Source organism: Flavobacterium pectinovorum, assembly GCF_006438875.1.
Classification (GTDB): Bacteria; Bacteroidota; Bacteroidia; order Flavobacteriales; family Flavobacteriaceae; genus Flavobacterium; species Flavobacterium pectinovorum_A.
Genome location: NZ_RCZH01000027.1, coordinates 1 through 17,105, shown reverse-complemented (window position 1 = coordinate 17,105; position 17,105 = coordinate 1). Strand labels below are relative to the sequence as shown.

General features: G+C 34.4%; 15 protein-coding genes. 4 read left to right on the top strand and 11 right to left on the bottom strand.

The window, feature by feature from the left end:
• Window positions 1-15: 15 nt before the first annotated feature.
• From EAH81_RS25880 to EAH81_RS25865, 4 genes are all read right to left on the bottom strand, one after another.
• Window positions 16-495 carry a cupin domain-containing protein gene (locus EAH81_RS25880; RefSeq protein WP_140511881.1) on the bottom strand — a complete coding sequence of 160 codons (480 nt, stop codon included), beginning with the start codon at window positions 493-495 and terminating at the stop codon, window positions 16-18.
• Between the two features lie 3 nt (window positions 496-498).
• On the bottom strand, window positions 499-789 hold the full coding sequence (locus EAH81_RS25875; protein WP_140511880.1) for a hypothetical protein: 291 nt from the start codon (window positions 787-789) through the stop codon (window positions 499-501).
• Between the two features lie 65 nt (window positions 790-854).
• Window positions 855-1,346: a hypothetical protein gene (locus EAH81_RS25870; RefSeq protein WP_140511879.1), complete on the bottom strand. Its 492-nt coding sequence runs from the start codon at window positions 1,344-1,346 to the stop codon at window positions 855-857.
• Window positions 1,347-1,417: 71 nt separating this feature from the next.
• Entirely contained in the window at window positions 1,418-2,212 is a 795-nt protein-coding gene (locus EAH81_RS25865) for a peptidase (RefSeq protein WP_140511878.1), read from the bottom strand.
• 657 nt (window positions 2,213-2,869) lie between these two features.
• Between EAH81_RS25865 and dnaX the strand changes: the two genes are divergently transcribed.
• Both dnaX and EAH81_RS25855 read left to right on the top strand, forming a co-directional pair.
• The gene (gene dnaX, locus EAH81_RS25860) at window positions 2,870-3,955 is read left to right on the top strand and encodes a DNA polymerase III subunit gamma/tau (RefSeq protein ID WP_140511877.1); all 1,086 of its coding nucleotides are present in this window, start codon (window positions 2,870-2,872) and stop codon (window positions 3,953-3,955) included.
• 167 nt (window positions 3,956-4,122) lie between these two features.
• Entirely contained in the window at window positions 4,123-4,629 is a 507-nt protein-coding gene (locus EAH81_RS25855) for a DNA polymerase III subunit gamma/tau (protein WP_241676660.1), read from the top strand.
• A gap of 91 nt (window positions 4,630-4,720) precedes the next feature.
• Here EAH81_RS25855 and EAH81_RS25850 read toward each other — a convergent pair whose 3' ends face one another.
• The 7 genes from EAH81_RS25850 to EAH81_RS25820 form a co-directional block, all read right to left on the bottom strand.
• Entirely contained in the window at window positions 4,721-5,299 is a 579-nt protein-coding gene (locus EAH81_RS25850) for an NAD(P)H-dependent oxidoreductase (RefSeq protein ID WP_140511876.1), read from the bottom strand.
• 6 nt (window positions 5,300-5,305) lie between these two features.
• Complete coding sequence (locus EAH81_RS25845; protein WP_140511875.1) at window positions 5,306-6,334, bottom strand: saccharopine dehydrogenase; 1,029 nt, start codon at window positions 6,332-6,334, stop codon at window positions 5,306-5,308.
• 62 nt (window positions 6,335-6,396) lie between these two features.
• Window positions 6,397-6,957, bottom strand: a complete 561-nt coding sequence (locus EAH81_RS25840; RefSeq protein ID WP_140511874.1) for a Crp/Fnr family transcriptional regulator — start codon at window positions 6,955-6,957, stop codon at window positions 6,397-6,399.
• On the bottom strand, window positions 6,954-7,529 hold the full coding sequence (locus tag EAH81_RS25835) for a TMEM175 family protein (RefSeq protein ID WP_140511873.1): 576 nt from the start codon (window positions 7,527-7,529) through the stop codon (window positions 6,954-6,956). Before EAH81_RS25835 ends, EAH81_RS25840 begins: the two co-directional genes overlap by 4 nt.
• 120 nt (window positions 7,530-7,649) lie before the next feature.
• Window positions 7,650-8,540 (bottom strand): Ppx/GppA phosphatase family protein, encoded by an 891-nt coding sequence (locus tag EAH81_RS25830; RefSeq protein WP_140511872.1) that lies wholly within the window; start codon window positions 8,538-8,540, stop codon window positions 7,650-7,652.
• Window positions 8,541-8,573: 33 nt separating this feature from the next.
• Window positions 8,574-10,655, bottom strand: a complete 2,082-nt coding sequence (gene ppk1, locus EAH81_RS25825) for a polyphosphate kinase 1 (protein ID WP_170214159.1) — start codon at window positions 10,653-10,655, stop codon at window positions 8,574-8,576.
• Between the two features lie 8 nt (window positions 10,656-10,663).
• Window positions 10,664-11,149 carry a SixA phosphatase family protein gene (locus EAH81_RS25820; protein WP_140511870.1) on the bottom strand — a complete coding sequence of 162 codons (486 nt, stop codon included), beginning with the start codon at window positions 11,147-11,149 and terminating at the stop codon, window positions 10,664-10,666.
• A 496-nt stretch (window positions 11,150-11,645) separates the two neighbouring features.
• Between EAH81_RS25820 and EAH81_RS25815 the strand changes: the two genes are divergently transcribed.
• A complete protein-coding gene (locus EAH81_RS25815) occupies window positions 11,646-12,197 on the top strand; it encodes a hypothetical protein (RefSeq protein ID WP_140511869.1) in 552 nt (183 codons plus the stop codon).
• A 50-nt stretch (window positions 12,198-12,247) separates the two neighbouring features.
• A partial coding sequence (locus EAH81_RS25810; protein ID WP_140511868.1) for a VWA domain-containing protein occupies window positions 12,248-17,105 on the top strand: 4,858 nt, incomplete at its 3' end.

The window sequence follows — 17,105 nt, the reverse complement described above, 5'->3', positions numbered from 1 at the left end:
TGGTAACTTTGCAAATTAATCCAAATAATTCTCTGGATAAAGTGTTTGTCCATACTTTTTAAAAATAATATTTATGTTTTCCTTTTTCTCTAATTCACTACTCGAAACTGCTGTTTCCATATAACCTGCCATTTCCTCAAATAAATCATCTAATCCTGCCGGTGTAACCGTACATAAAAGTTTAGCAGGTTCGTTGCTTAGATTTTTAAAGCCGTGAACAATTCCGCCTTTCGGGATATTGACAAAAGAATTCTTCTTAGCTACATAACTTCCTAATTCTGATTTAAAAGAAACCTCTCCTTCCAAAACAAAAAAAGTCTCTGCAAAATCAGGATGTGCATGCGGATTTGGTCCCGCTCCCGGAGGAACCGACATTTCGATTACGGCATATTCTCCATCAGTTTGTTTTCCTGAGATTATGATTCGGTAATTACCACCGGCTATTTTTAGTTTTTGACCTTCGGTTTCGTTGACGGTTGTTATTGGAGTTTTCATTATTTAGATTGCTTTATTTATAGATAATCTATTAATCTTTACTATTGCTAATACATGAATTTCGTAATCTTGCCAATGTGAGCCACCCGCATGATTACTCTTTTCGACAATTGCTAAAAAATCTAATATTTTTTCAATTCCAACAATATTATCGTCTTCTTTTTCAATTATACTATTTATAATTTTTGAAGTTTCAAACTCTATCACATACAAATCATCATATTTTGATTTTGCTTCAAAATATCTGCACATCATTTGCATATTTTCAAAATGTTGAATTGAATGTATCTTCATATGGATTTTACTTTGATTGCGGTCATGAGCGGGACGCTTACGCCAACTTGGAATAATAATATTATTTATACTGTTTCATTTTTACCAGGTTCTAAAATCCATAGTAATTTTTCTAACACTGAAACAGGAATTTTTACAACAGATTCCAATTCTGATACTCCATCACTAATAACTAATACGCCTTCATTATCTTCTTTGTAACCAACGGCTTTAAATGAATATTTAGGAACTGCTATTTCAATTTCCTTTTTTCCATCTTTGAACCAGCCATAATTTGCTTCGTAAATAACTTTGCTTTTTAGTATTTCAATGTTTTCCTCTCCATAAGTATTCCACAATGAAACTCTGAGAAGATAAAATCCCATCAATGCAAATAAACCTATTGCAATAAAATAACCAAATTGTAATCCGTTTCCAGACAAAATACTAACAATAACTCCGAATGTAGGAAATACAAAAAAAGCAAACGTAAAAAAGAACATTACAATTCTAATTACTAAGGGGGATTTGTTAACTTTTAAATTTAAAATATTATTTTTAAAGTTGAATTGCTGCATCGAATTTTATTTAGTTTTGAAATTAATTTTGATTGGATTCATGAGCGAGATGATCACACTAAAAGATATATCTAGCTCCCTAGTTTCCCGTAACGTTGTTGTTCAGAAAAATATAGAATTACCTTTTTTCCATTCTTTTTATAAGGATAAAACAATTCATAATTGCCATCATGCGAACTATAACGTAATTCCTCATTTTTCTTATCAAATACACTATTTAAATACGCTCTTTCTTCTTGTGTAGTCTTATAAATGTAATCACTTTTTTGTGGCTTTATAGTATCCTTTAAATTATCTCCAAAATATTCATTAAAACCTAAATAAACCGGCGAACCTTTAATTGAGTCTTTAACGATTAACGTTACGCTTGGAAAATTTTTATCTGTTCCGGACAAAATTTCTAAAATCTCTGATGTTTCTTTAATGTAGTTTTCTGAAAAAGTATAGTTTACCAATTTATCACTATTTGCTTTATTGGTTTCTATAATAGATTTAGCCGACTCGACTAACATTTTCTCCTTTTTAGCAGAAGTCAAATAATCTCCTCCAAAAAGAATTAGTGCTATTAATGGAAAAATTAGTAGTAAGGTTATAAATCTCATTTTATTTGATTTATTATTTACCGCATCCAGATTGTGTTTCTCAGCTATTCTGGTTAGATTGAACATTAAATTAACGATTAATGAACCAACCATAAGAGCAAGAATTCCTAAAACACTTAAATAGAAAGTTTCGGTCATATTCTCCCGGAAAACTTTCAACCCAAAAACCTGAATCATTATAAAAGTAAAAACCCAATAGACTAATAAAAGTATTGATGTGATTCCGATAATATTACTTAATCTAACTATTTGTTTTGCGTTCATTGATTCTTAAAATTAATTGGTTTTTGATAAAATAGCACTTAGCCCGGATTAAAAATAGTACTTTATTTATTACAAAATAATTATTGATCCATTTCAGTTGAAAGAATCAAAATTATCCGCGTTGAGATTGCTTTCGCCTTGGCGAACCGCTCTTTCCCCGCAAGGACTTTGATTGTGGTTATAATTACGATACTTCTTCCGTCCCGAAGCTCAATGTCATTAAGTTAAGCTTTTTTRATTATATTTTTTATCTCAAAGTGTAGTTTTGAATAGCGTCCAGCTTCAGCTGGAGATTATGTAAAACCAGTCTGAGTGGCTTTAGCCAAAAATGTACGATTTGGCTAAAGCCACTCATTGTGCATATTAAACACCTCCAGCTGAAGCTGGAGGCTAGTCAAAAAGCTTAACTTAATGACATTGCCCGAAGCTTCGGGATCGGTACGCTCAGGAACACAATACAAAGAAAAAAATCAGTATAAATCCGCGTTTTCGCTTTAGCGAATCCGTTTTATCTGCGTTCCATTTCGTCAGGCTGGTATTAAAATTAACTCTTACTTTCTCATATTCAAAACACTCAAAAATCCATCAAACATTTATGATTTTCAGATTTGTGATTTGGTAAATTTCAGCCTATATTTGCTATCGAATAAAAAGAATATGGAACAATTTGTAGTATCGGCTCGTAAGTATCGCCCACAAACCTTTAAGGATGTTGTTGGTCAGAAAGCTATTACCAACACTTTGCTGAATGCTATTGAAAGTAATCACCTTGCTTCTGCGCTTTTATTCACAGGACCACGTGGAGTTGGAAAAACAACTTGCGCACGTATTTTGGCTCGAAAAATAAATCAGCCCGGATATGATGATCCAAATGAAGATTTTGCTTTTAACGTTTTTGAGTTAGATGCCGCTTCAAACAACTCGGTTGATGATATTCGTAGTCTGATTGATCAGGTTCGAATCCCACCACAAACCGGACAATACAAAGTTTATATTATTGACGAGGTTCATATGTTGTCTTCGGCTGCTTTTAATGCTTTTTTGAAAACATTAGAAGAACCGCCAAAACATGCTATTTTTATCTTAGCAACAACAGAGAAACACAAAATTATTCCAACGATTTTATCTCGTTGTCAGATATTTGATTTCAAAAGAATTACTGTAAAAGATGCTAAAGAACATTTGGCAGAAGTTGCAACAAGTCAGGGAATCAATTTTGAAGACGATGCTTTGCACATTATTGCTCAAAAAGCAGATGGTGCAATGCGTGACGCTCTATCCATTTTTGACCGTGTGGTTTCATACTGCGGAACTAACCTAACACGTCAGGCTGTAACTGAAAACCTAAACGTTTTAGATTACGAAACTTACATTAGCATTACTGATTTACTTTTAGAAAATAAGATTCCGGATCTTTTATTGGCTTACAATGATATTCTTGCAAAAGGTTTTGACGGACATCATTTTATTGCTGGTCTGGCTTCGCATTTCAGAGATTTATTGGTGAGCAAAACTCCTGCTACAATCACTTTACTTGAAGTTGGAGAACAAGCACAACAAATGTATGGTGTTCAGTCACAAAAATGTTCGCAGGACTTTTTACTAAAAGGAATCGACATTGCAAATGACTGTGATTTAAAGTATAAATTAAGTCAGAATCAACGCCTTTTAGTTGAATTATGTTTGATGCAATTGGCCTCTATCAATTTTGATGGAGAAAAAAAAAAGTTGAGCAATTCATAATTCCGCCCACTTATTATAAGAATGGGAGTTATTCTATAGTTGAAGTTCAAAGTCCAAAGTCGAAAGTTGAAAGCGTTGAAACTGTCAATCCAACTTCTGTTGAAAATACGACCGCTTCATCTGTAACCGAAACTTCACAAAAAGCAGAAACTGTTGAAACTTCAAAAGTGGAAACTCCTGTTGCTCCAAAACCTGAAGTTAGTACCGAACCTAAAATTTCGGCTTTTTCTTTATCAAGTATTCGCAAGAAAAAAGAACTGGAAGCAAGCACAAAAGCCTATGTAAAACCTACTTCTGTAATGCCGACGGAAGATTTTACTGAAACAGAAATGTTGGTACAATGGAACAAATATGCCCAGCGCCTGGGAGATAAAGGTTTCAAAATTATGGAAGCGTTATTATTAATTAACGACCCAACTTTAGACGGAACTACCATTACACTTGAATTACCAAACGAAGGTTCTAAATTAGATTTCGAAAGTCAGATTAATGGTCTTTTAGGGCATTTGAAAGGACATTTACACAATCATGATATTACAATTCAAGTTAATGTAAACGAAGCTATCGAAAGCAAACGAAGTTTGAACGATCAGGATCGATACAATCGTTTGATGGAAATCAATCCAAATCTTGATCTTTTGCGTACTACATTTGGATTGGATTTAACTTCTTAATATTTTTTTTCGCCACGAATTCACGAATTATTTCTTGCTAATCTTTGAGAATAAAAAATTCGTGTAGATTCGTAAATTCGCGGCTGAACTTCTATTTATTTTTAAGTCCAAACTCATAGACTTTCTGCAGCCATTTTTCTCGTTGAAAATCATCGGCTGTTTTTATGATTCCGAAGTAACTTACTTTCACCGGCTTTACTCCACAAAATCCTAAAGTTGATTTCTTCAATTGATTCACACTTGGTCGTGCATAAAACAATCTGTAATACCAGCCTGGCTGATCTAAGGTTGTGATAATATGCGCTGTTTTTCCAGATAATAATTTATCCCACCAAACGGAGTTTTCGCGATATTGAAATGCCATTCCTGGCAAAAATAAACGATCTATAAATCCTTTTGTAATTGCCGGAAGTCCTCCCCACCAAACGGGATGAATCCAAACAAGATGATTTGCTTTCTGAATTTTTCCCCAAGCTTCTAACAAATCAGGTTCCAACTCTGTTCGCTTTTGATAACCAAACTGCAAATTCGGATTAAACTTTAAATCAGCAATTGTGATAGTATCCACTTCTGCTCCCGAAGCAATTGCGCCTTTTAGATAAGAATCTGCGATTGCAAAATTAAAGCTTGACGGATTTGGGTGTCCGTTTATAATCAATATATTTTTCATATTCAACTAGTCTATTTTAATATTAATTGTATGATAACTTTCTAATGCTTTGTAAACTTCTTGAGATGAATGTATTTGATGACTAAAATAAATCCCATCTGATACTGTTTCACTTAACAATTTCTCAATATGTAAAACTGTCGAAAATGCTGTTAATTCAGCTTGACCCTTCACGCTTTGCAAACTAATTTTCTTTGTTTTGTACTTGGTTTTAACAATAATTTCAAAAATGGTCTGATCACCATTTCCACTTGAACCAAACAATGACTGCCTTTCTCTTAAAGACATAATATTAAAAATTTTAAAAGATTGAAAATACCCCATTAAACGGGTAATAAATTTAGAATTATAAGTCATTTTAACCCTAACAGTTGGTATTTTCTCCAGTTGGTTTAAAATGAATAAATCCGGAACATCTAAATTATAAACTTGCCTTTTTCCTATTCCAAATGAAAAATCAAATTTTTCTGAATTTAAAAAATGCTTGACATTCTTAGCTTTATTATTCTCATAAACTATAAAAGGCTTACATATATTTTCTGCCAAAAAATTTGCTGAGCTTTTCCCAGCTAAATCTTTTACCGAATAATAAATATAAAGATTTGTTTCTTGAATTTTAGACTTATCACTTTCTACGAAATCAATCAAACTACCAACAATACCGCCCATCCAGCCAGAACTAAAAACAATTCGGCTATTAATATTTTGTTTATTTGCTTTAGCTAAATCATATGCAACGGTCAAATCGGGAGTTGGTTTTGTAATATCAACATAGTCAATATTATTTTGTATTGCAAATTGCAGAATTTCATTGGCATCATCTTTTGTAGACATTACGATCAAACCTATTTCATTCTCTATGATAGGATTAAAAGTCTTAGGATTAGCGACATCAATAAGCAAACTATTACTTTGATTGCTTAACTTTCGACTTCCAACAAATAAGTTGTAGTCAGGATTTCTTTCTTTAAGAATACGTAATATAACTTTACCTACTAATCCTGTCCCTCCAATTATTAAAATATTTTCTCTCATTATTGTATATTATTTTCAGCAAAAATAATGAGTAAATATTTCTCAGAAACCAGACAAATGTCCTATAAAATCGCTTTTCGAATTCGGCTTAAATGTCTTGGCGTTACGCCTAAATATGATGCCAAATATTGAAGTGGAATTAATTGAAGGTATTTTTGATGATTCTGATAAAGTTCTTCATAACGCTGTGTTCCGGATAATTTCTGAAAGGAAATCATTCGCTCTTGAAGTCTTACATATTCCATTTCAGTCAATTTTCGACCGATTTCCTGCCAATGAATTCCTAAACTATATAGTTTTTCTAAACTTTCCCGGCTTAAAACCTGCAATTCTGTATCGGCTAAAGCCTGAATATTTTCTTCGGCAATATTTTGTGTTATAAAACTGGAGAATGATGACATGAATTCATTTTCGAAAGCAAAACAATTCGTGATTTCATCGCCTTGATGATTGAAAAAATAGGATCTCAGAATTCCGTTTTTGATAAAATAGATTTCGTTACAAACCTGATTTTCTTTCAATAAAAGTTCTCCTTTTTTAAGTTTTCGAAAAGTGATTAAAGCATCTAATTGCTCTAATTCATTTTGAGGTAAAATCTGAATGGATTGAAAAACAGTTTTCATTTATTAAAAATCTTTTCGATTCTTTTGTCTGGAATAAGCCATAATAGAGCAACTGTAAAATATGCTGCTCCGGAAATCCATTCGTTAAAAAATGAAGCAACTATTCCCACGATGTATAAAACTGATGATGTATGTCCTTTAAGATCTTTTCCAATAACTTTGGCCAACAAGGAACTTTCTCCTTCATTAACGATTATAGTGCGCTGCAAAATAAAGTAAGCTATCGAAGATAATAATAAAACAGCTCCATATAAAGTCATCGAAGCTTTGGCAAAATTATGCTCTCCCATCCAACCGGTTGCAATAGGAATTAGGGAAAGCCAGAAAAGTAAATGTAAATTTGCCCAAAGAATTTTTCCGTTGACTTTGGTCAGACTGTGGATTAAATAATGATGATTGTTCCAGTAAATTCCAACGTAAATAAAACTTAGAATGTAACTTAGAAATTTAGGAATCAGTGGTTTTAAATCTGCAAATTCTACGCCATGAGGCACTTTCATTTCCAGAATCATAATGGTGATTATAATGGCCAAAACACCATCACTAAAGGCTTCAAGTCTAGTTTTATTCATGTACTGATGAATTTTTAGTAGCTACGAATTTCACAATTTTTCACGAATTAGTATTTTTAAACTTTGTGCATAAAAAATTCGTGAAAATTTGTGAAATTTGTGGCAAATACATTTTAAATATTAAATTTTTCCGTAATACATTGCTTTTACGATTCCGTCAGAAAGTCCAATTTTAGGGACGTAGATTTGACGTGCTCCACTCCATTTCATGGCATTGAGATAAATTCTTGTTGCGTGAATAATTACGTCGGCACGGTCAGAGTTCAAGCCTAATTCGGCAATTCTTTGTTCGTAGGTTAGCGAATTTAAAAACGCATATTGCGAATTAATATAAATATATGAAAGTGGTTTTTCTTGTTGTTTTCCAGACATTTTAAACAACTTATTAATGTTTCCTCCGGAACCAATCAAGGTTACTTCTTCATAATCTGCGGTGTTGGTTTTAATCCATTTTTCGATTTCATCCCAAACAGAATCATGAACCATATTATTTAACAAACGAACAGTTCCGGCTTTGAAAGATCTTGAATTGATCATTTTTCCATCAGAAAACAATGTAAATTCTGTACTTCCGCCGCCAACATCCACAAATAAATAGGTTTCGTCTGTTTTTAATAAATGATGTAAATCTGTCGAAGCTATAATTGCTGCTTCTTTTTTACCATCAATAATTTCAATTTTAATATCGGCTTTTTTCTTAATTAAAGCCACAACTTCTTTGGCATTATAAGCTTCACGCATTGCCGAAGTAGCAAATGCCATGTAACGCTCCACTTTATGTACTTTCATCAAAAGGTTAAATGCTTTCATGGCATCAACCATTCGATCTATATTTTCTTCTGAAATTTCTCCTACAGTAAAGGCATCTTGTCCCAAACGAATTGGCACACGAACAAGCGAACTTTTATTAAATTGTGGTTCTTTGCCATCTTGTTCTACAACATTTGATATCAGAAGCCTCATGGCATTTGAACCAATATCTATTGCTGCATATTTCCTTATATTAATCATGCTCACTTTATGATTTGAAATTTTATTATTTATTTAATTGGAGCGCTGTACTACCTCCTCGATTACATCTATTTTATTCTGATAATACTTGTAGGTTTCAAGCTGTGCTCTAAATGGGGCATGATGATTACGTGGCTTATATTTGTTATCTAATTTATAGGAATGATATCTCACTTTTACATTCCCTTTCCATGCTATGTTGAAATTATCTATTAGTTCTTTTTTAATTTCAAGGTCATAAATTGGACATGTAACCTCAACTCTTCCATCGAGATTTCTGGTCATGAAATCAGCTGAAGAAATGTAAACTTCGGTTAAACCGGCGTTTCCAAAAATATAAACTCTTGAATGTTCCAGATAGTTATCTACAATACTTATTGCTTCAATATTTTCGCTCATTCCTGGAATTCCCGGAATCAAGGAACAAATTCCTCTTACCTGAAGCTGGATTTTTACTCCGGCGTTACTGGCTTCATATAGTTTATCGATCATTTTAAAATCAGATAAACTATTCATTTTTAATTTAATATGCGTTTTTCTACCTGCCAATGCGTGCAGAATTTCACGATCTATTAATTTAACAAATTTTGTTCTTGTATAATGTGGCGATACTATTAAATGCTTGTATCTGTGTACTCTATAATTGATGTCGAAAAATTCGAATATTTTAGATATATCTTTCAAAATTCCYTGATGACAGGTAAAAAGCGTTACATCTGTATAAATTTTAGCTGTTGATTCGTTGAAATTTCCTGTCGAAATAAATCCGTATCGACGTGTTTTTCCTTCTTCAACTCTTTCGATCACACATATTTTACTGTGAACTTTCAGTCCTTTTATTCCAAAAATAAGATCGATTCCTTCGGTTTGCATTTGCTCTGCATACGAGATATTTGTAGCTTCATCGAAACGCGCCTGAAGTTCGATTTGAACCGTTACTTTTTTACCATTTTTAGCCGCATTAATCAATGAACTAATGATTTGCGAATTTTTTGCCAATCGATATAAAGTAATTTTTATACTGGTAACTTTTGGATCTAAAGCGGCTTCACGCAAAAACTTTGTCAAATACGAAAATGACTGATATGGTGCGTGTAATAAATAGTCTTTTTTATTAATTTTTTCCAAAATACTTCCACCTAAACTCAATCCCGGAATTGGCAATGGTTCATTTGGTTTGTATAGTAAATCGTATCTTCCTAAATTTGGAAAGCTCATATAATCACGACGATTGTGATATCTTCCGCCCGGAATTATACTATCAGTTTCTACAATTTTCATTTTATCTAAGAAAAAATGCAATGTATCTACCTCTATTAAATTATCATAGATAAAACGAACTGGCTCTCCTATTCTGCGATCTTTTACTGATGTTGCAATTTTCTCGAGCATACTTTTGCTCAAATCACTATCAATATCTAATTGTGCATCACGTGTGATTTTGATCATATGGGCTGAAACGCTTTTATAGTCAAAAATGTTGAAAATATTCCCCAGATTATAACGTATAACGTCGTCTATAAGGATAACATATTGTTTATCATCATTGGATGGCAGGACAACAAACCTGTTTATTGTTTTGGGAATTTCGATAACGGCATATCGAATTTCATTGTTAACATTCATTTCCAAACGAACTGCCAAATATCCTAATGTATCTTTTAGAACTGGAAATTCGGCTAAATCATTCAGGATAATTGTTACGAGTTCAGGGCTTAATTTTTGGACAAAAAAGTCTTTCAAATAGGCTTCCTGATATTTTGTAATTTGATCTTCGTTTATTATAAATATATTTTCGGCTTCAAGCTCAGCTTCTATATTACTTAAAATACGTAAGCTTTCTGATTGTTGCTGAATTACTATTTCTGTAATGTCTTTGATTAATTGATGGGCAGAAACTCCGCCTAAATATTTTTCGCCAGAAATACCTGAGAGACTTAACCGTCGAATTGCAGCATAACGAACTCTAAAAAATTCATCTAAATTATTGGAAAAAATTCCAACAAAACGCAACCTGTCTAAAAGTGGAACTGTATTATCTGCAGCTTCCTGAAGAACTCTTGCATTAAACGCTAACCAACTTTTTTCTCTATCGATATATTTCTGTTCGTACACTGGTATTTTTATTTTAAATCTTTGGGGAAAATTGTTTTATGTGTTTTGCCTTTATTAATGCTGTTCCAGCTTTCTTCATCAAATTGTAATGATACAAAACCGGAAGTAGGAACATTTTCTATAAAAACATCCCCAAATTTATTAACAAAATTTGTAATAGCCTCGTTATGTCCAAAAAGAATAACGCTATCGAAACTATTATCACATGATTTGATAACTTTCTCGAGTTGTTTATCATCAAAGGTATAAAGGTCGTCTTTATAAACGATACTTTCAATAGGATATGAAATATTTTGGGCAAAAATAAGCGCTGTTTCTGTGGCCCGAGCAGCAGTACTACTCCATATTATATAGGTCTTTGGCAGAAATTTTGAAATAGTTGCTGATACATCATGTGCATCTAAAATCCCTTTTTTCATTAAAGGTCTGTCGAAATCTTTTAAAGGGGCTTCCCAGCTGGATTTTGCATGCCGTATTAAAATTAAATTTTTCATAAGCCGAAGGTTTAGAAAGCTCCTTATGGAGGTTAGTATTTTATTTAAGTTCTAATTTACAAAAGAAATTCTAATACTGCTCCTTTTTTTATTTCTGTTAACATTATCTACAAATTTTAACAAGAATACGAAATACGCAAAATTTTAACAATACACAAATTCCACCAACAACTTTTAACAAAAAGTGTACTTCATCAGCTAAAACCAACAGTTCGTCGATATTTACAAATTGATAAAATTTTAACTAAATAACTGATTATTAATGCTTTAAAATATTTTAAAAAAGCAGTTTTCAATGAAAAACCAAAAAAAAGTCTTTCTTTTTTCTTTCAAAAAAATGACAAAAAAATACTTTTTAAAGGTATAATTTAACAAAAAAAGAACATTTCAACGAGTTTTTAGGTTAGTTACAGACAAAAAAAATCAAAAGGAAACAGTCTATATAACTTTGATTCTGTTAAAATTTCACAAATACTACAAAACTAAATCTTAAGTTATGAGAACGAAATCTACTCTTGAAAAGGCCGTAAAATTTGTAACCAATTGTAAGTCTATTTTTTCGATCAGAAGAAGTTTCTTTTACAAAAACATTTTTTCTATACTATTTTGTTTAGTAACAACTCTTTCGTTTGCACAATCTGGTTCGTGTAACGCAACTCTGGGAGTCGAGAAAGACCGAAACTACAGCAACGCTGGTACTGATGGAGCTTATTTTACGATGGTTATAACCAACGAGGGAAACTCGTCTGATGTCTATAATTTAAGTGCCCTGAATATAAATGCCAATTGCTCGAACAATGATCAGACCAATACTTCTCAAAATGTTAACTTAATTGGCAGTTTTCTGGACAATAGTTCTGTCCCGATTACTTCGATCACTGTTTCATCTCATCAAACAGCTACTTTCTCAATTCATTTAACGGTCCCACAAGGAACTGCATACAACAAATGGAATTGTACCCAAATAAACGCGACATCGACAAATTGTAGCAATTACACAACAAGCACTATTGTACATACAATCGTAAACAATCCTTCTGAAAATTAAATAGTTCGTTTAGAAATATTTAGTCGTTTTTCAATTTAAATTCATATAAAATGAAAAAAACATTACACTTTATCCATTTTATGAAACAAGTTAGCAAAGCTTTTTATTTGTTACTTTTTTTTCTTTCTTCTACGATAGGTTTTGCCCAAACAATTACACCAACAAAAACTGTTACTGTAGCACCCGGAGTCTGTGGAGCATTAGATGTGGAATTAAAAATTCAGGGTACAAATCCTGTTGCCAGACCTTTAGAAGTTGTTTTAGTTATTGATGTTTCCGGAAGTATGGGAGATGGAAACAATCCAAAACCATTATCTTATGCTCAGGATGCGGCTAATGATTTTATTGATAAAATGTTCCTTGCTGCTAATAATCCTACCGGACTTAATAAAGTCGCAATCGTAACTTTTAGCAGTAATGGTACAATAAGACAAGGCTTGACGGATTCTACCGGTAAAGCGGGATTAAAAACTATCATTAACGGACTTGTTGCAAATGGCGGAACTAATATCGAAGATGGTATTCTTAAAGCTAATCAGGTATTAAACTCTGCAACTTACGATTGTTCGACTGCAAGAAGTATGGTTTTATTGACCGATGGAGTAGCTAATGCATCTGCAACTCATGGTACTAATTGTACTGGCGGACAAACGGGTACTTGTATACAAGATGCGATCGCTGCAGCAAATGCAGGAAAGACCGTTGTAAAATTAGGAGTTACTTATAACAACCAAATTTTCACTGTTGGATTATTTGGTGCTATTAATGGAACTGAGCAAACTGATGCACAATATACTTTAAACCAAGTTCAGTCCGGAGGTTCTTTTTTTACTGAAAACGCAGCTAATCTAACCGGAATTTATTCTCAAATTTTTACTCAACTTTCCTGGGTTGCAAAACAAATCACAGGAACTCCTTTTGAGAAAGAAACTGTCGATTCTAATTTTATAATTGGAACTGTGACTGCTACCAAAGGAACTACTTCAATAGCGGGACAGCAAATTTCCTGGAATATTGACTTTTTAAATGTTGAAACTATTACTTTAAAATATCGCTTAACGCCAAAACCAAATACATGCGGTAATCAACTGGTTAGTACGTCAAGGTTAGATTTTCAAAATGCACTTTGTGTGACTACATTTCAGAATATTACCTCACCTACTACAAATGTTCCCTGTCCAATTATAACTTTGTTATCACAAACAAATGTTACTTGTTTTGGAGGAAACAACGGAGCAATTACACTTAATGATCCAACAGGAGGTCAAGGTCCATATACTTATAAATGGACAAAAAACAATGTAGACTTCGCAACAACAAAAAACATATCCAGTTTAACTTTTGGAACTTATAAAGTAACTGCTACAGATAATAATAATTGTGCAACGGGTATTTTGACGATTGAAATAACGCAACCTGCGGGGGCTTTAGCATTAGCCACTTCTTCTAAAACGGACGCTTCTTGTTATAATGCAAGTTCGGGATCAGTAACCGCAGGACTAGTAACAAACTCCGTGGGAACTGTAACTTATTCCTGGAAAAACAGCTCAAATACGGTCGTGGGAACTACGGCTTCTATAAGCGGACTTCCTGCAGGAATTTATACTTTGACGGTTACAGATTCTTGTTCCAATCAATCTAATCAGGTAACTATTGGACAACCGGCTTTGCCTTTAGCATTAGCGGTTTCATCTAAAACAGATGCTACTTGTTATAATGCAAGTTCAGGATCAGTAACCGCAGGACTAGTAACAAACTCCGTGGGAACTGTAACTTATTCCTGGAAAAACAGCTCAAATACGATCGTAGGAACTACTGCTTCTGTAAGCGGWCTTCCTGCMGGAACTTATACTTTGACKGTWACRGATTCTTGTTCCAATCAATCTAATCAGGTAACTATTGGACAACCGGCTTTGCCTTTAGCTTTAGCGGTTTCATCTAAAACAGATGCTACTTGTTATAATGCAAGTTCAGGATCAGTAACCGCAGGACTAGTAACAAACTCCGTGGGAACTGTAACTTATTCCTGGAAAAACAGCTCAAATACGATCGTAGGAACTACTGCTTCTGTAAGCGGACTTCCTGCCGGAACTTATACTTTGACTGTAACGGATTCTTGTTCCAATCAATCTAATYMGGTAACTATTGGACAACCGGCTTCGCCTTTAGCTTTAGCCACTTCTTCTAAAACGGATGCTACTTGTTATAATGCAAGTTCAGGATCTGTAACTGCCGGACTAGTAACAAACTCCGTGGGAACAGTAACGTATTCATGGAAAAATAGTTCAAATACGGTCGTGGGAACTACGGCTTCTATAAGCGGACTTCCTGCAGGAATTTATACTTTGACGGTAACGGATTCATGTTCAAGTCAATCAAATCAGGTAACTATTGGACAACCGGCTTCGCCTTTGGCTTTAGCGGCTTCTTCTAAAACTGATGCTACTTGTTATAATGCAAGTTCAGGATCAGTAACTGCAGGACTAGTAACAAACTCCGTGGGAACTGTAACATATTCCTGGAAAAACAGCTCAAATACGGTCGTGGGAACTACTGCTTCTGTAAGCGGACTTCCTGCAGGAATTTATACTTTGACGGTAACGGATTCATGTTCCAATCAATCCAACTCGGTAACTATTGGACAACCGGCTTCGCCTTTAGCTTTAGCGGTTTCTTCTAAAACTGATGCTTCTTGTTATAATGCAAGTTCAGGATCAGTAACTGCCGGAACTGTAACAAACTCCGTGGGAACTGTAACGTATTCCTGGAAAAACAGCTCAAATGTCGAAGTAGGAATTACTGCTTCTGTAAACGGGCTTCCTACTGGAACTTACACTTTGACTGTTACGGATTCTTGTTCCAGCCAATCTAATCAGGTAACTATTGGACAACCAGCTTCGCCTTTGGCATTAGCCACTTCTTCCAAAACGGATGCTTCTTGTTATAATGCAAGTTCGGGATCTGTAACTGCAGGACTGGTAACAAACTCTGTGGGAACTGTAACGTATTCCTGGAAAAATAGTTCAAATACTGTCGTAGGAACTACGGCTTCTGTAAGCGGACTTCCTGCAGGAATTTACACTTTAACTGTAAGGGATTCTTGTTCCAATCAATCTAATTCGGTAACTATTGGACAACCGGCTTCGCCTTTGGCTTTAGCGGCTTCTTCTAAAACGGATGCTACTTGTTATAATGCAAGTTCGGGATCTGTAACTGCAGGATTAGTAACAAACTTCGTGGGAACTGTAACGTATTCCTGGAAAAATAGTTCAAATACACTTGTGGGAACTACGGCTTCTGTAAGCGGACTTCCTGCTGGAACTTATACTTTGACCTTAACGGATTCTTGTTCCAATCAATCTAATTCGGTAACTATTGGACAACCAGCTTTACCTTTAGCATTGGCAGCTTCTTCCAAAACAGACGCTTCTTGTTATGGTGAAAGTACTGGAACAGTAAATGCAGGTTTGGTAACTAATGCCGTAGGAACTGTAACTTATTCATGGAAAAACAGCTCAAATGTCGAAGTAGGAATTACTGCTTCTGTAAACGGGCTTCCTACTGGAACTTACACTTTGACTGTTACGGATTCTTGTTCCAGCCAATCTAATTCGGTTATTATAGGACAACCTTATGATCCTTTATCTTGTTCAATTACGCAAAACAAAGCAGTAACTTCAAATGGATTAAGTGATGGTGAAGCAACAGTTTCTCCACTTGGCGGAAACGGTAGTTATACTTATTTATGGGATAATACTGAAACAACACAAAAAGCAATTGCCTTAAATGCGGGTTTACATTCTGTAACTGTAACTGACTCTAAAGGATGTACAACAACTTGTACCATTACTATTTCAGAACCGAATGTTTTATCTTGTAGTATTGTTCAGGACGCTCCTGCCAAATGTTACGGAGATAATAATGGTGTTGCAACTGTTACAGCGATTGGCGGAAACGGAGAATACAGCTATTTATGGGATAATACTGAAACAACTGCTCAGGCAATAGCTTTGACTGCTGGTTCACATTCTGTTACTGTTACTGATAAATTAGGTTACAAAACAACTTGTACTGTTACTATTGGACAACCACAAGCTGCTCTAACGGCTGCAATAAACACTAAAACTGATCTAAACTGTAAAGGTGATGCAACAGGATCTGCGACAGCTTCGGCTAGCGGAGGAAATGGAAACTATACTTATTCCTGGAATACTTCTCCAGCACAAACTTCGGCTACAGCCAATAATTTAATTGCGGGAACTTATATTGTAACAGTAACTGACGAAAAAGGATGTACCGATACCGAACAAATAACAATTACAGAACCTGAACTTTCTCTAACAGCTGCAATAAATACTGATACTAATGTAAATTGTAAAGGTGATGCAACAGGATCTGCAACAGCTTCGGCAACTGGAGGAACCGGAACTTATTCTTATTCCTGGAATACTTCGCCTGTTCAAACTTCGGCTACAGCCAATAATTTAATTGCGGGAACTTACATCGTAACGGTGACTGATGAAAAAGGTTGTACCGATACAGAACAAATAACAATTACAGAACCTGAACTTGCTTTAACTGCTGCCATAAATACCAAAACTGATGTAAACTGCAAAGGTGATGCAACAGGATCTGCAACAGCATCAGCAACTGGTGGAACCGGAACTTATTCTTATTCCTGGAATACTTCGCCTGTTCAAACCTCAGCTACAGCCAATAACTTAATTGCGGGAACTTATATCGTAACTGTGACCGATGAAAAAGGCTGTACCGATACCGAACAAATAACAATTACAGAACCTGAACTTGCTTTAACTGCAGCCATAAATACTAAAACTGATGTAAATTGTAAAGGTGACGCAACAGGATCTGCAACAGCTTCGGCAACTGGTGGAACGGGAACTTATT

What these genes read in the sequence shown, in the direction of transcription:
- EAH81_RS25845 (WP_140511875.1), bottom strand. Translation starts at nt 6,334, where the DNA reads ATGAGAGAAAATATTTTAATAATTGGAGGGACAGGATTAGTAGGTAAA.
- EAH81_RS25830 (WP_140511872.1), bottom strand. Translation starts at nt 8,540, where the DNA reads ATGATTAATATAAGGAAATATGCAGCAATAGATATTGGTTCAAATGCC.
- EAH81_RS25835 (WP_140511873.1), bottom strand. Translation starts at nt 7,529, where the DNA reads ATGAATAAAACTAGACTTGAAGCCTTTAGTGATGGTGTTTTGGCCATT.
- EAH81_RS25875 (WP_140511880.1), bottom strand. Translation starts at nt 789, where the DNA reads ATGAAGATACATTCAATTCAACATTTTGAAAATATGCAAATGATGTGC.
- EAH81_RS25870 (WP_140511879.1), bottom strand. Translation starts at nt 1,346, where the DNA reads ATGCAGCAATTCAACTTTAAAAATAATATTTTAAATTTAAAAGTTAAC.
- EAH81_RS25840 (WP_140511874.1), bottom strand. Translation starts at nt 6,957, where the DNA reads ATGAAAACTGTTTTTCAATCCATTCAGATTTTACCTCAAAATGAATTA.
- EAH81_RS25850 (WP_140511876.1), bottom strand. Translation starts at nt 5,299, where the DNA reads ATGAAAAATATATTGATTATAAACGGACACCCAAATCCGTCAAGCTTT.
- dnaX (WP_140511877.1), top strand. Translation starts at nt 2,870, where the DNA reads ATGGAACAATTTGTAGTATCGGCTCGTAAGTATCGCCCACAAACCTTT.
- EAH81_RS25820 (WP_140511870.1), bottom strand. Translation starts at nt 11,149, where the DNA reads ATGAAAAATTTAATTTTAATACGGCATGCAAAATCCAGCTGGGAAGCC.
- EAH81_RS25880 (WP_140511881.1), bottom strand. Translation starts at nt 495, where the DNA reads ATGAAAACTCCAATAACAACCGTCAACGAAACCGAAGGTCAAAAACTA.
- EAH81_RS25865 (WP_140511878.1), bottom strand. Translation starts at nt 2,212, where the DNA reads ATGAACGCAAAACAAATAGTTAGATTAAGTAATATTATCGGAATCACA.
- EAH81_RS25815 (WP_140511869.1), top strand. Translation starts at nt 11,646, where the DNA reads ATGAGAACGAAATCTACTCTTGAAAAGGCCGTAAAATTTGTAACCAAT.